Annotated in this window: 13 protein-coding genes and 3 tRNA genes; 15 read left to right on the top strand and 1 reads right to left on the bottom strand. The window is 43.2% G+C overall.

The window, feature by feature from the left end; translation table 11 throughout:
* Positions 1-69: 69 nt before the first annotated feature.
* The 13 genes from Q0K03_RS02715 to Q0K03_RS02655 all read left to right on the top strand — a co-directional run bounded on the left by Q0K03_RS02715 (position 70) and on the right by Q0K03_RS02655 (position 10,801).
* Positions 70-750 (top strand): YjjG family noncanonical pyrimidine nucleotidase, encoded by a 681-nt coding sequence (locus Q0K03_RS02715; protein ID WP_297237458.1) that lies wholly within the window; start codon positions 70-72, stop codon positions 748-750.
* Between the two features lie 76 nt (positions 751-826).
* Positions 827-917 (top strand) — tRNA-Ser (locus tag Q0K03_RS02710).
* 23 nt (positions 918-940) lie between these two features.
* Positions 941-1,016: transfer RNA gene (locus Q0K03_RS02705), tRNA-Asp, on the top strand.
* An 8-nt stretch (positions 1,017-1,024) separates the two neighbouring features.
* Positions 1,025-1,098, top strand: a tRNA-Gly gene (locus tag Q0K03_RS02700).
* Between the two features lie 144 nt (positions 1,099-1,242).
* Positions 1,243-2,508 carry a UDP-N-acetylglucosamine 1-carboxyvinyltransferase gene (locus Q0K03_RS02695; RefSeq protein ID WP_297237456.1) on the top strand — a complete coding sequence of 422 codons (1,266 nt, stop codon included), beginning with the start codon at positions 1,243-1,245 and terminating at the stop codon, positions 2,506-2,508.
* Between the two features lie 43 nt (positions 2,509-2,551).
* Positions 2,552-3,232, top strand: coding sequence for a LytTR family DNA-binding domain-containing protein (locus tag Q0K03_RS02690; RefSeq protein ID WP_297237454.1), 681 nt, complete (start codon positions 2,552-2,554; stop codon positions 3,230-3,232).
* A gap of 572 nt (positions 3,233-3,804) precedes the next feature.
* Positions 3,805-4,575, top strand: coding sequence for a Cof-type HAD-IIB family hydrolase (locus tag Q0K03_RS02685; RefSeq protein ID WP_297237452.1), 771 nt, complete (start codon positions 3,805-3,807; stop codon positions 4,573-4,575).
* 24 nt (positions 4,576-4,599) lie between these two features.
* On the top strand, positions 4,600-5,550 hold the full coding sequence (cdaA, locus tag Q0K03_RS02680; RefSeq protein ID WP_297237450.1) for a diadenylate cyclase CdaA: 951 nt from the start codon (positions 4,600-4,602) through the stop codon (positions 5,548-5,550).
* Positions 5,531-6,313, top strand: a complete 783-nt coding sequence (locus tag Q0K03_RS02675) for a CdaR family protein (protein WP_297237447.1) — start codon at positions 5,531-5,533, stop codon at positions 6,311-6,313. The genes cdaA and Q0K03_RS02675 overlap by 20 nt, the downstream gene beginning before the upstream one ends.
* Before the next feature lie 9 nt (positions 6,314-6,322).
* Complete coding sequence (glmM, locus tag Q0K03_RS02670; protein WP_297237445.1) at positions 6,323-7,657, top strand: phosphoglucosamine mutase; 1,335 nt, start codon at positions 6,323-6,325, stop codon at positions 7,655-7,657.
* A gap of 13 nt (positions 7,658-7,670) precedes the next feature.
* Entirely contained in the window at positions 7,671-8,330 is a 660-nt protein-coding gene (locus tag Q0K03_RS02665; protein WP_297237443.1) for a response regulator transcription factor, read from the top strand.
* Between the two features lie 3 nt (positions 8,331-8,333).
* Complete coding sequence (locus Q0K03_RS02660) at positions 8,334-9,812, top strand: HAMP domain-containing sensor histidine kinase (protein ID WP_297237441.1); 1,479 nt, start codon at positions 8,334-8,336, stop codon at positions 9,810-9,812.
* The gene (locus Q0K03_RS02655) at positions 9,812-10,801 is read left to right on the top strand and encodes a Gfo/Idh/MocA family oxidoreductase (protein ID WP_297237439.1); all 990 of its coding nucleotides are present in this window, start codon (positions 9,812-9,814) and stop codon (positions 10,799-10,801) included. The genes Q0K03_RS02660 and Q0K03_RS02655 overlap by 1 nt, the downstream gene beginning before the upstream one ends.
* Positions 10,802-10,816: 15 nt before the next feature.
* On the opposite strand, the gene yaaA is transcribed toward Q0K03_RS02655, so the two are convergent.
* Positions 10,817-11,542: a peroxide stress protein YaaA gene (gene yaaA / locus Q0K03_RS02650; RefSeq protein ID WP_297237436.1), complete on the bottom strand. Its 726-nt coding sequence runs from the start codon at positions 11,540-11,542 to the stop codon at positions 10,817-10,819.
* A 108-nt stretch (positions 11,543-11,650) separates the two neighbouring features.
* On the opposite strand from yaaA, the gene ilvB reads away from it, so the two are divergent.
* Positions 11,651-13,330 carry a biosynthetic-type acetolactate synthase large subunit gene (gene ilvB / locus Q0K03_RS02645; protein ID WP_297237434.1) on the top strand — a complete coding sequence of 560 codons (1,680 nt, stop codon included), beginning with the start codon at positions 11,651-11,653 and terminating at the stop codon, positions 13,328-13,330.
* On the top strand, positions 13,330-13,875 hold the full coding sequence (gene ilvN / locus Q0K03_RS02640; protein WP_297237432.1) for an acetolactate synthase small subunit: 546 nt from the start codon (positions 13,330-13,332) through the stop codon (positions 13,873-13,875). Before ilvB ends, ilvN begins: the two co-directional genes overlap by 1 nt.
* Position 13,876: the final 1 nt, after the last annotated feature.

Here is a 13,876-nt window from a genome sequence, read left to right as displayed (position 1 = left end):
GTGCGGGCGATGAATCGTATCAAAGTACACAGCGACTAGTAATCTGGTCGCTTTTTTTGTATAATCCCTATGATGATCAAAACAGTATTTATCGATGTCGATAACACGCTCATTGACTTTAACGCCTGTGCTCTTGCGTCGATGAAAGAAGCGTTTACTTATTTTGGACTTCCTTTTTCCCGGGAAGTTTTTTCGACATTTTTAAAGATCAATAATGGATTATGGGAAAAGATCGAAAAAGGAACACTGACCAAAAAAGAACATGCCAGGATCCGATGGAACCTGATTCTTGAGGCTTTGCATATTGATTTTGACGGCCCTCGATTGGAAGAAAAATTTGTCGATGGATTAAACTACCATTCTTTTCCGATTGAAGGGGCACAGGATCTGGTGGCTTATCTATCAAAAAAGTATCGGCTATGTGTAACTTCGAATGCTTCTTTGGCTCAGCAGATCAATCGCTTGAAGATTGCCGGGCTTTATGACTATATGGCGAATATCTATGTTTCCGAAAATGTTCGGTTTCAAAAACCGGCCAGAGAATTTTTTGAATATTGCCTGAATGATCTGAAAATCAAAAACAAGGAAGAAGTCATCGTGATCGGTGATTCTTTGCGGGCCGATATTCAGGGAGCCAATCGGGTATCTCTGGATTCGATCTGGTACAATCCCAAGGGGATGGCGTGTACGATTTCACCGCAGCCAAAGTATATCGTACAAGATTTAAAAGAAATTAAAAAAATTTTGTAAAAAAAGCTTGCGCAATGGAAATGAACATGGTAATATTTACTAGCGCTGATGAGTAGCGTTCCTGATCTTAAAACTTGGAGAAGTACTCAAGTGGTTGAAGAGGTGCCCCTGCTAAGGGTATAGGTCGGGAAACTGGCGCGAGAGTTCAAATCTCTCCTTCTCCGCCATTTTATTAAAAGATATAGAATTTGGTCCAGTGGTGTAGTGGTTAACATGCCTCCCTGTCACGGAGGAGATCGTGGGTTCGAGTCCCATCTGGACCGCCATTTATTTTGCAGGTGTAGTTCAATGGTAGAACTTCAGCCTTCCAAGCTGACTACGTGAGTTCGATTCTCATCACCTGCTCCATGAAAGCGCTCATTATCGGTAACGGTAATGTTTTTTTTTGCCTGATACTTGCGTTTTGGACATGTGTTTTTTAAAATTAAAATAGTCTTTAAACAATCGTAGTTTTTTGTAGATGATATATAAACCTGTTAGGGAGGATTCTTTATGGAAAAAGTTATCAAGATCGAAGGTGGACACCGATTGAATGGAACGGTGCGAATCAGCGGTTCAAAAAACGCTACGGTAGCTTTGATACCTGCCTGTGTTTTAGCCAATGAACCGGTGACCATCTATGGTGTTCCTAATATCAGCGATGTTCGATCTTTAAAAATATTGCTCGAAGAACTGGATGTTGTGGTTTCTTACATCGATGAAGAGACTTTATATATTGATCCCAGCCGTATGAATAATAAACCGATGGTATCGACTGCGGTTAGTAAGCTGAGAGCCAGTTACTATTTTATGGGAGCTTTATTGGGAAAATTTGGTCATGCGGAAATCAAGATGCCGGGAGGCTGTTATCTGGGGCCAAGACCCATCGACCTGCACCTCAAAGGCTTTGAGGCCTTAGGGGCTACCGTGACCTATTCGAAAGGATGTTATATCCTGGATGCCAAAGAACTTAAAGGGGCCAATATTTTCTTAGATATCAGTTCGGTAGGAGCCACCATCAATATCATGATGGCTGCGGTGTATGCCAAAGGACGAACGGTTATTGAAAATGCCGCCCGTGAACCGGAAATCATTGACATTGCGACTTTGTTGAATAAGATGGGGGCGCGTATTCACGGTATGGGAACCAGTACACTGACCATTGATGGGGTCGACCGTCTTAGCGGATGCATGCATGAGATCATCCCTGACCGCATTGAGGCCAGCACGTATTTGATCATTGCCGCTGCCATGGCCGATCATATGCGGATCGAAAACATCATTCCGCAGCACGTGGATGCGATCACAATGAAATTAAAGGAGATCGGTATCAAGATGGAAGTAGGAGCCGATGCCATTGAAGTGTTCAAAACAGAGGGACCGTTGAAACCGACCGACATTTTGACAAAACCATATCCGGGCTTCGCCACCGATGTCCAACAGCCTTTTACGGCTTTATTGACCCGTGCCGAAGGGCAGTCCGTTGTAACGGAAACGATTTATACCGAACGATTTAAACACTGTTATGAATTGAATAAGATGGGGGCGGATATCGATGTTCGTGTTCCAAGTGCCTTTATCAACGGGAATACCCCTTTATTTGGAACCAATGTCGTGGCTACCGATCTAAGATGCGGGGCGTGTCTTGTCGTTGCCGCATTGATGGCCGAAGGAGTCACAGAAATTCATGATATTTATCATATTGATCGTGGATATGAAGATCTGGATGGAAAATTGAAATCTTTGGGAGCCAATCTCTGGCGTGAAGAAGTTGAGTAGACTGTAATTGATTTTACAGTCTTTTTTATATTAGAATTGAAGTATGAAAGTTGCGATACTGGAGTATGAAAAAGAAGCCATGGAAGCCGTATTTACTTTGGCAAAGGTATTAGAGGATGTGGACTGGACGTTTCGCTTGTTCACAAAAGCTTCGGATCTGGCCCGAAAGATGAAAAAGGAAGAATATCGGCTGTTTCTCTTTGACGAAGTTTTTAAAACGCCTCGTCTGGAAAGTGTTTTTGTTCATGACAATCCGAATGCGCTTTTTGTCTACCTGTGTGACAACGCCCTTATGAAAAAAGGCAACGATCAGCGAAATCGTATCTTATATATCAATAAATCCAACATTAAAGAAGAAATATTGAATCAAAAAGATATTATTACTTCTTTATGTCATCAGCAGGAATTTTATGAATTGAATTATGACGGGGTTCATATGCGCTTGCCGTATCAGGATATCTACTATGTGGATAAAATGGAAAAAATGCTGTACTTCCATACAAAAAAAGGGGAGTTTCATGAACGCGCCAGCATGTCCAAACTCTCTGAGACCTTGGAAAGTTATGGATTTTTACGGGTTCATGTTTCCTTTCTTGTCAATGCGATCCATATCGTAGCCTGGTATAAGGACGAAGTTGAACTTTCCACGGGAGAAAGAGTTCCTTTGTCCAGATCCCAGAAAAAAAGGATCTTTCAGAAGAAAAAACCAAAAGAGACAGAATAAATGCCGTTTTGGACAGCCTTGTTGTCTTTGAAGTTTCTTTGGCTATAATGAAAGTGAACAAAGGGAAACAAAGAGGACGCAAATAGTTTCCCAGGATAGAAAAAAGAGAGCGGTGGGAAGATGACAATACAATAGTTGCCAGGATCTTGTTTTTCCTGGCGAAGCACGAAGCTATGGAGAGAAGCCTCCAAACGTCAGGTCGGAGCAATCCGAAAAAAACATTCCTTGGACTTAACAGATACATGGACGTAGTTAGGTAGAGAAGTTGACTATCAGTGATGAATTTCACAAGGGAAAACGTCTTGGTAAATGTTAAGATGTCATCTAATTCTGTATAAAAAGAGCACAGACACCTGAATATAGATCGTAGTTAGGCAATGCTGTAGAAAATACGTTATACAGAAATTCGTCAAGATAGATGGATCATACAACAAAATAGTTTCATAAAGCAGGGATCTTGAGATTCCTGCTTTTCTTGTTTCTATGCGATAAATTTTATTCGTTGAATTATGTGATTTCAATGTTCTGTGGTATATTATATACAGAAAAAAAGAAAAGTTGAGGACTCTTTTATGAAACTATTAGCGACAGATTATGATGGAACATTAAAATACGCAAAACACATCATGCCGGAAGATCTGGAAGCCATTCAGGAATGGAAGAAACAAGGAAATATGTTTGTACTTTGTACCGGACGTTCCATGGAATCCATTGAAGCCCAGGCAAAGGAATACAGCTTGCCGGTGGATTACTATATTACCAATAATGGGGGTATGGTTTTTGATGCCGATGGGCAGGAACTGTTATCCAACTATCTGGATGTTGTAACGGCCATCGATATCTTTTTTGCGGCCAAGCAGGAAGAAGGCGTTGCCAGTGTTGTGATCAACGATGGAAGACATCGTCATAAAGTTACGATCGATGAAACCATAACGGACCATCGCTATCCGGATATGGCCAGTGACTATACAGAAGAAGATATCATGACATGCCAGAAATTTGCTCAGGTGGTTTTGTCCATGGCCGATCAGGGGCTGGCAAAATCCATGGCTGAAAATATCAATATGTTCTTTGGGGAAAACGTTGTTGCCTATGCAAACAATTTTGTAGTGGATGTGGTTCCAAAAGGAATCTCTAAAGCTACGGGTCTTGAATTCGTCATTGAGTATGCCAATGTTGCCGATGACGATGTCTATACGATTGGGGATTCTTATAACGATATTCCTTTGATGACCTATGGGGATCACGGAGCCTGCATGGAAATGGCTCTGGAAGAAGTCAAAGAAAACGCTTCCTTGATCTATGATTCGGTAGGAAGCATGATTCGTGAAATCTTGAAATAATAACTTGTTAAAGGGGGAATGAGTGTGAATATTACTTTAAGTGATGTTTCATTGTTCCTGCGGCTGATTTTAGATATTATCGTGGTTTGGGCCGTTCTTTATTATGCGTTAAAGATCGTTCGAAACAATACCCGAACCATACAGATCGCAAAAGGTATCTTGTTTATTGTGATTGCACAAGGCATTTCGAGTATCCTGGGCTTAAGTGCTGTCAGTTTTTTGATCAACACTTTTGTCAGTTGGGGAGTGATCATTTTAGTTATCATCTTTCAGCCGGAGATTCGAGAAACTTTGGAAAAATTTGGAAAAACCAGTTCTTTCTTAGGCCTCAATGTGTCTCGGGACAATCAAATCAACATGATCGAGGAACTGGTGCGTGCCTGCACGGCGATGTCTCAATCAAAGACGGGGGCTTTGATCTCCATTCAAAGAACCTCTTCACTGGAAGATTTTGTTCATACCGGGATCGAGATGGATTCTGTTGTTACCAGTGAACTTTTGGGAACCATCTTTCAGTATGGGACACCGATGCACGATGGTGCCGTCATTATCATCGGAAATAAGATTGCCTGTGCGGCGGCTTATTATCCGCCAACGACAAAAGACCTTCCAAGCAAGTACGGGGCCCGGCACAGAGCCGCTGTCGGGATCAGTGAGATCACCGATTCGATCACGATCATCGTCAGTGAAGAAACCGGAAATATCTCAGTGGCCATGAATGGGCAGCTGACACAGTATAAACCGGAAGGCCTGAAGCGATTATTGATGAATTTGCTCGTTCCGGATGCCACGGAGCCGAGTTCCTCCAATTCGATTTTTCAGCCGGTGATCAAAACGGCCAAGAATCTGGGATTGACCAGAAACAAGCGCAATGCCGACAGTCAAAGAAGAAATACGGATGAAAGGATCCATCCTCTTGAGGTTGTCGATTTAAGTAATCAGGGGGTGAATGCACATGTCAAACCAAAATCCTAAGCATTCTACTCCTTTCTTAGAGAAGATCCAGAATGTATTGCGGTCTTTGTTTCGAAGATTCAATAAAATGTTTGACAAGATCATCTTTAATAAAGTGGGATCGCTTATTGTTTCTTTTTTGATTTCACTGGTGATCTGTTTAGGTATCAATTATGACAATATTCGTGTGGAACTGTTCAACGACCGAACAACGATCGTTGATTTAGGAAACATTGATGTGGATATTCAACTCGATGAAGAAAACTTTGAAGTAAGCGGAGTTCCTTCCAGTGTGCAGGTTTCTTTATCCGGGGAAGCCATGGACATTCAGGTTTTTCGTCAGCAGAACCCGAATTTAAAAGTGGAAGCGGACTTGCGTCAGTATGACGAAGGAAGTCATGTGATCGAACTGGAATTAAAGAATCTTCCTTCTACACTAAAATCGATCATTTCACCGGAAACGGTGACCGCCACCATCACGCAGAAACAAACACGTTCTTTTACCGTGAGTCCGGAAATCGTGATCGGTACGGGTCAGAAATCTTCCGATTTCAAAACACCGGTCTTATCACAGAACATGGTAACGGTAAGGGCGACTGCCGATGAACTCAATGCGATTCGCTTTGTGCGTGCCATTGTCGATGTCAGCGGCCATACAAACGAAGAAAAGAAATTCGAAGTCAAAGCATCGGTTGCCTGCTATGATGCCGATGGAAGCCGGGTTCAGGTTGAAATCGAACCGGATAAGATCGATGCGACGGTCGAAAGAGAAGATACAGAATAGGAGTTATTTATGGGAAGATATTTTGGAACCGATGGAGTAAGAGGAAGAGCTAACGAAACATTGACCTTAGATATGTCGATTAAAATAGGACAATATCTGGGTATGTATTATGGAAAAAACAAACATGCCCGCATCCTGATAGGAAAAGACACCCGTCTAAGCGGCGATATGTTTGAACTGGGTCTTGCCGCCGGGGCTACATCCATGGGAGCACAGGTCTATCTTTTAGGCGTATGCCCTACACCTGCTGTCAGCTATTTGATCCAGAAAGAGCGGTTTGACTGTGGAATCATGGTATCCGCCAGTCACAACCCTTATTATGATAACGGGATCAAAGTGTTTAATCATAATGGTGAAAAGATGGAAGAAGAAGTTCTTCTTCAAATTGAAGATTATATGGATGGCAAAAGTCAGCTTGAACTGTCTACAGGCGATCATATTGGGGAATATATCGAATGGCAGGATGGTTTGGAAATCTACATGTCCTGGTTAAAAGAAATCGTACCTGTGGATCTGACAGGCTTTAAGATCGCGGTCGATAATGCGAACGGCTCGGCCACAAGTACCGCTATTGAAACCCTGGATTCTTTAGGCGCCACCGTGGAAGCCATCTCGAATTCTCCGAATGGAATCAATATCAACAAAAACTGTGGATCGACCCATCCGGAAAAATTACAGGAAATGGTTCGTGAAGGCGACTACGATATCGGACTGGCCTTTGATGGAGATGCCGACCGTTTGATTGCGGTCAATGCCAAAGGAGAGCTGATCAATGGGGATTACATCCTTTATATCTGCAGCCGCTATATGAAATCGTGCAATCGCCTCAATAAAAATATGTGCGTGACCACGGTCATGGCCAACCTGGGCCTGTATAAAGCTCTGGATGCCAACAAGATCGATTACATTCAGACTCCGGTAGGGGATAAATATGTTTTTGAGGAAATGCAGAAACATGATTATTATTTAGGCGGAGAACAAAGCGGACATATCATTTTTTATGAAAATGCCGTTACCGGAGATGGGCTTTTGACCGCATTAAAATTACTGGAGATCATGAAGAATACCGGCAAGAGCCTGGAAGACTTATCCGAAGGTCTGTTTATTTATCCGCAGCTTTTAGAGAATGTCACTGTAAAAGATAAAGATCGCTGTCTGGAAGATCCAGCTTTATGGGACGTTGTAAAATCGGTGGAAAAGGAACTGAAGGACAATGGCCGGATCCTGGTTCGCCCCAGCGGAACCGAACCTTTGGTTCGAGTCATGGTGGAAGCCCAGACCGATGCGTTATGTGAACACTACGTGAAACAAGTCGTGGACTATATCAAAGAAAAAGAATACTAGAAGGAGGGAGCCTATGAAACGAGTAATATGTGTGGTTGAAGATGAAAAAGATCTAAACAATCTTGTGGCACAGTATCTTCGTAAAGAAGGATATGAGGTTCGTTCTTATTATACGTATGAAGAAGCCAGTGCGCATGTGCAGGACGATGATGTTCATCTATGGATCCTGGATATCATGCTGGATGATAAATCCGGATTTGATCTGATCGAAGAGATCCGTCTTCAGGGGCCGGAGATCCCTGTGATCTTTATGTCGGCCCGTGATAAGGAATTTGACCGTATCATTGGATTGGAAAAAGGCTGTGATGATTACATCACCAAACCTTTCTCTCCGAAGGAAATGGTTTTGCGTGTAAACAATATCATTAAACGAGCTTATAAGGACGACAACAACCGTATTTCGGTCGATGGTTATGATCTGGATGAAGAACAAAGAAAAATATATGCCGATAATGTGGAAATTGAATTGACCACAAAGGAATTTGATCTTTTGATGATGTTCATCAAGAACAAGGGGATTGCGTTTTCCCGCGATAAGATCCTGGAGAATGTGTGGGATGAAAACTATTTTGGAAGCGACCGTGTCGTGGATGATACATTGCGACGTCTACGTAAAAAGCTTCCGAATTTGAACATTCATACCATTTATGGATATGGATATCGATTAGGATAAAATATGATTTCACGATTTTTTAAAAAATTGTCTTTGACACAGCAGGTTCTTTTTATGATTCTGCTGTTTATCGGTTTTTTTGGGACATTCTTCTTTTTCTTCCTCAGCAACAATATCGATAATACGATTGCCAATCAGATGTATATGACGATGTCCAATCGCCAACAGCCGATCATCGCGTATTTGAAATCCAATTATCCAGGACTGGATGAAATCTACGAGATCCTGGGAGCGGATGATATACAAACCAATTGTATTGTGTCCAAGTCAAAGGTCACCGGAAAAACCAATATGACGGTGATCAATCCCAATGACCTGGTAGAAAATGATGAAAGTCTGCTTCGCTTTATTGCGACCCAGGCGGATGCGCTTCTGGAAAGCGACAGTGATCAAAAAGAAGGACAGGGCGCTCTTGTCAGCCATAATGAACAATATTATTATCTGATGAAAAAGGTACAGACTTCTACTGGAAGAACGGTCGTACTGGCCAGCTTTATGAACGATTCCTATCCGCAGTCCATTCGAAATACTTTGGTCGATTCTACGGTATATGGAACGATCCTGGCTTTCTGTGTGTTTATTATTGGGATGATGATCTGGGTATTTTCTATCATCCATCCATTGAATCAGATCAAAAACTACATCGCCCAGGTCAAACAGGGAAAAGAAGTGGAACTGCATCTAAACCGTAATGACGAGATTGGTGAGGTGGCCATGGAACTGGTCAATATGAAGGATGAACTTCAAAAACAGGAAAAAGTGAAAGAGGAAATGATCCATAACATTTCTCATGATTTAAAAACACCGATTGCGACGATCAAATCGTATTCGGAATCCATCAAAGATGGAATCTATCCTTACGGAACACTGGAAAAAAGCGTGGATGTGATTTTGGATAATGCCAACCGGTTGGAGGCCAAGGTCCACAACCTGTTGTATTTGAACCGGATCGAATATCTGATCACCAGCGATGCCGAAGGTGTGGTCACCAATATGAAGGATGTAGTCGAAGAAGTCGTTTTGAACTCGGTGGTGATTCGTCCAGAGATTCGCATCATTACCGATGTCGAAGAAGTCTTCTTTGATGGTTTACTGGAATCGTGGCGTGTCTGCATTGAGAACATCATGGAAAATGCGTTCCGCTATGCGAAAAGTTATATTCAGATCAAGGTTCGTGAAAATGATCTGGAGATTTCCAACGATGGTCCAAAAATGCCGGAAGACCGGATCGAAACGCTTTTTAAACCTTATGAAAAAGGAGAAGGCGGACGTTTCGGCTTAGGCCTTTCCATTGTATCCAGGGTCGTAAAGGCCAATAAATACCATGTAAAAGGGTATAATACCGAAGATGGTGTATGTTTTAAGATCTATCGAAATGTAGAGAAACCAAAGAAAAAGAATCCTGAACGAAAAGGATGGAAAAAAGAACACGAAGGTAAAAAAGAAACAACAGAAGAAAAAATCAAGGAACAGGGGGAGTGATGATGAAAGTAGGAACCATTGGCTCGGGAATGATCGTAGACCGAATGATCGAAGCGATGAAACTGACGGATGGGATTTCAGTGGAGGCCGTGTATTCGCGCACAATGGAAAGAGCGGTGGAATACGCCCATAAACATGCCGTCAAGAAAGCGTATGATGATATGGATGATATGCTTGCCGATCCATCCATTGATACAGTCTATGTAGCCAGTCCCAACAGTCTTCATTATGCCCAGTCCAAAAGAGCACTGGAAGCGGGTAAACATGTTATCTGTGAAAAGCCGTTTGCGCCATCCGTGGACCAGGCAAACGAATTGTTTGCGCTTGCCCGTCAAAAGGGAGTCTATATTTTCGAGGCCATTACCACGATTCATGTTCCTAACTTCAAGATCGTCAAGGAACATTTGAAGGACATCGGGGAGATCAAGATGGTACAGTGCAATTTTTCTCAGTATTCTTCCCGTTATGGAAAATATAAAGAACACATCGTGACCAATGTCTTTGATCCGGCCTTTAACGGAGGGGCGCTGATGGATATCAATGTGTATTGTCTCCATTTTGTGACAGGGCTTTTCGGAGAACCAATCTCAAGCCGTTATATCGCCAACAAAGGATATAATGGAATCGATACCAGCGGGGTCGTGATCATGGAATATCCGGGTATGCTTGCGATTTGCACAGGAGCCAAAGACAGCAGTTCTCCTAACCATGCCATAGTTCAGGGGGACAAGGGAACGCTCCGTGTCTATGGTTCCAGCTGTGGGGTTTGTGCCCATGTGGAATATCTTCCGACAAAAGGGGATATGATCGGAAAGAAAGATGCAGATCTCAGCCAGAATATCGGAGTGGATCAAAAACCGCATATGACCTATGAGTGTGAAACATTTCTTTCCGTCATTGAAAATCAGGATGAAGAAACGTATCAGGCGCTGTGTCAGCAGACTTTGCGGGTGGTTTCTTTATTGGAGAAGTCACTGCATCAAATATAGAAAGAACGGATGTTCTCAGTGGGAGACATCCGTTTTTCTTGTGAACACGATTTCTGATTCGCTGCTGAGATCCTTTTGAAAACAATAACCGGCTTCATGAAAGGATCGGACTCCAGAAAGATCATTGATTTGATTTTGGGCCAGGTAGCGGACCATCTGCCCGCGTGCCATTTTGACATACACGCCTTTTTCGATTCGTTTGGATCCGGTTTCTTCAAAGAAGCGAACGTCGATCATTTTTTTATACGGACGAATCGCTTTGGCGTATTCTTCACTGGCAAGGTTGAGAATAAGATCCTCGTGAATGGAATCGGCCAGTTTGTTTTGCCAGAAATCATAAAGAGAATAAGGAAGCCGGGCCTGCATCTCCAGGCGATAGGGGGCAATCCAGTCAAAAGGGCGAAGAAGACCGTAAAGTCCAGAAAGAATCATCAGATGCTCCTGAAGGTAAGCCAGCGCCAAATCTTCCAGCACATCGGGTGCCATGTATTGATACTGGATCCCTTTGTAACTGAAAAGGGCAAGCGATCGTTCCTGTTGTTCAAAAGTCTGATAGAGATGGTACGCTTTTTGAGCTATCGCTGTGGAACAATGCATGATGCTTTGGAATGCATCCAAAGATTTGGATCTTAATTCCTGCACTAAAAAGTGGGCTTCCTCTAAAAAAAGGGGCTGCGTTCCTTCGAAAAAATCGATGTCGGAATGTTTCATTTGTTTAGCGGGACTGATCAAGATCTTCATGCTCTTATTTTACCAATGAAAATGTCTGAAAAAAAGTGAAAATAATTTTCAAAAATGAGTGTTTTTTGATATAATTAGTTTCAATATTAGTAGAAATCAGGTGAGACAATGAAAATGACAGGTGCGCAGATCACAATTGAGACCTTGATCGAACAAGGAACCGAATTTGTCTTTGGTTATCCAGGCGGTCAGGTCATCGATTTGTATGATGCGATTTATCAGGCTCAGGACCGAATCCACCATATTTTGACAGCGCATGAACAAGGTGCGGCCCATGCCGCAGACGGCTATGCCAGAAGCAGTGGAAAAGTAGGCGTTGTGATGGCCACCAGCGGACCGGGGGCCACTAATCTGGTGACAGGGATCGCAACCGCATATTTGGATTCCGTTCCCGTTGTCGCGATTACAGGAAACGTTCCCAATTCACTGATTGGACGCGACAGTTTTCAGGAAGTGGACATTACCGGGATCACGATTCCCATCACAAAACATAATTTTTTCGTGAAAAATATTGAAGATCTGGCCGATACGATACGCAGAGCTTTCCAAATTGCGAAATCCGGAAGACCTGGGCCCGTTTTGGTCGATATTCCTAAAGATATACAGACCGGGAAATACGATTATACACCGATGCCGGTCGTACCTAAGGAAGAACAACGCAAACCGAAGGAATATAAACTGGAAAAAACGGCACGAATGATCAAAGAGTGCCATAAGCCTTTTATCTATGTAGGAGGCGGGGCTATACGCGCCCAGGCTTCGGAAGAGATCGTTCAACTGGCCAATCTGATCGATGCCCCGGTTGGATGCACATTGATGGGACTTTCGGTTGTTCCACAAGACGATCCGCATTTTTTAGGAATGGTGGGCATGCATGGACATTATGCCAGTTCCAAGGCGCTTAGCGAAGCCGATCTTCTTCTGGTTATAGGAGCTCGTTTTTCTGATCGTGCCACCGGAAATGTCAATAAGTATGGACGTCACACGCGAATTATTCATATCGATATTGATCGCGCCGAAGTGGATAAAAACGTCGCAGTTGATCTGGGAATCGGCGGTGATGTCAAAGAAGCTTTGACAGAGTTGTTGAAACTGGTGGAACCTTGTCAGCATGATGACTGGAAAAAACGAGTGGAAACCTTGAAAGAAGAAGAAAAAGAACAATTTGAGAAAACAACGCCACTGGATACATTGAATCCTTATACATTGATCCAGGAAGTTCAGAAGTATACCCAGCCGCAGACCCCAATCGTTACGGATGTGGGACAGCACCAAATGTGGGTGGCTCAGTATTACCGTTTCCAGAATCCGCATACACTGATCACCAGCGGCGGTTTGGGTACCATGGGATTTGGCTTAGGTGCCGCCATCGGAACAAGTCTTGCGACCCGGCAGAAAACGGTATTGTTCACCGGAGATGGAAGCTTTGGAATGAATCTGAATGAACTGGCGACGCTTTCCCGATTGAAGGCCCCGGTCGTGATCATCATTATGAACAATGGGGTTTTGGGTATGGTTCGTCAGTGGCAGAACCTTTTCTTTGAGAAACATTATTCTCAAACGACCCTGGAAAGTCATCCGGATTATGTTCAACTGGCAAAAGCTTTCCATATGAAAGGCTATCGTATTGAAGCCTTTGATGAATTGTCGTCGGTCATTGAGCAGGCGATGAAAGAAGAAGGTCCGGCCTTGGTGGATTGTCATATCGATAAGGATGAGCTGGTATTGCCGATGCTTCCGCCAGGCGGTTCATTTGATGATATCATCACGGAAATGGAGGGAGCCTAATGGAAGAAAGATTTATTATTGCGATCCTGGTCGATAATAAGTCAGGCGTGCTGACACGAATCAGTTCGATGTTTACCCGGCGCGGTTTCAACATCGATAGTTTGACGGTAGGCACCACAGAAGATCCGCGTTATTCCCGAATCACGATTTCGGCCCGCGGGGACCTGGCTTTACGCAAACAGCTGATCAAACAGGCTTTCAAGCTATACAATGTGAAAGAAGTAAAGATCATGCCCGAGCACGAAAGTGTTCGCAGAGAACTGGCATTGATCAAATTAAGAAATAAGCAGGAAACGCGCGGGGATATCTTATCTGCGGTCGATATTTTCCGCGGGAAGATCATCGATTTTTCGCCCAATACATTATGTGTGGAGATCACAGGCGATACATCAAAGATCGATGCGTTCATCGCGGTGGTATCCCCCTTTGGAATCTTGGAAATGTGCCGTACCGGGGTTACCGCCCTGGAAAGAGGCTGCCATTACTTAAATCGTGAAACCCAGACATTTGAAGATCAAAAATCAGTACAGGAAAAGGAGTGTTAAA

The organism is uncultured Faecalicoccus sp. (assembly GCF_944327125.1).
Classification (GTDB): Bacteria; Bacillota_I; Bacilli_A; order Erysipelotrichales; family Erysipelotrichaceae; genus Faecalicoccus.
This window is presented reverse-complemented; position numbering and strand designations above follow the sequence as displayed.

What these genes read in the sequence shown, in the direction of transcription:
- Q0K03_RS02690 (WP_297237454.1), top strand. Translation starts at nt 2,552, where the DNA reads ATGAAAGTTGCGATACTGGAGTATGAAAAAGAAGCCATGGAAGCCGTA.
- glmM (WP_297237445.1), top strand. Translation starts at nt 6,323, where the DNA reads ATGGGAAGATATTTTGGAACCGATGGAGTAAGAGGAAGAGCTAACGAA.
- Q0K03_RS02685 (WP_297237452.1), top strand. Translation starts at nt 3,805, where the DNA reads ATGAAACTATTAGCGACAGATTATGATGGAACATTAAAATACGCAAAA.
- yaaA (WP_297237436.1), bottom strand. Translation starts at nt 11,542, where the DNA reads ATGAAGATCTTGATCAGTCCCGCTAAACAAATGAAACATTCCGACATC.
- Q0K03_RS02715 (WP_297237458.1), top strand. Translation starts at nt 70, where the DNA reads ATGATGATCAAAACAGTATTTATCGATGTCGATAACACGCTCATTGAC.
- Q0K03_RS02655 (WP_297237439.1), top strand. Translation starts at nt 9,812, where the DNA reads ATGATGAAAGTAGGAACCATTGGCTCGGGAATGATCGTAGACCGAATG.
- Q0K03_RS02660 (WP_297237441.1), top strand. Translation starts at nt 8,334, where the DNA reads ATGATTTCACGATTTTTTAAAAAATTGTCTTTGACACAGCAGGTTCTT.
- Q0K03_RS02695 (WP_297237456.1), top strand. Translation starts at nt 1,243, where the DNA reads ATGGAAAAAGTTATCAAGATCGAAGGTGGACACCGATTGAATGGAACG.
- Q0K03_RS02675 (WP_297237447.1), top strand. Translation starts at nt 5,531, where the DNA reads ATGTCAAACCAAAATCCTAAGCATTCTACTCCTTTCTTAGAGAAGATC.
- Q0K03_RS02665 (WP_297237443.1), top strand. Translation starts at nt 7,671, where the DNA reads ATGAAACGAGTAATATGTGTGGTTGAAGATGAAAAAGATCTAAACAAT.
- ilvB (WP_297237434.1), top strand. Translation starts at nt 11,651, where the DNA reads ATGAAAATGACAGGTGCGCAGATCACAATTGAGACCTTGATCGAACAA.
- ilvN (WP_297237432.1), top strand. Translation starts at nt 13,330, where the DNA reads ATGGAAGAAAGATTTATTATTGCGATCCTGGTCGATAATAAGTCAGGC.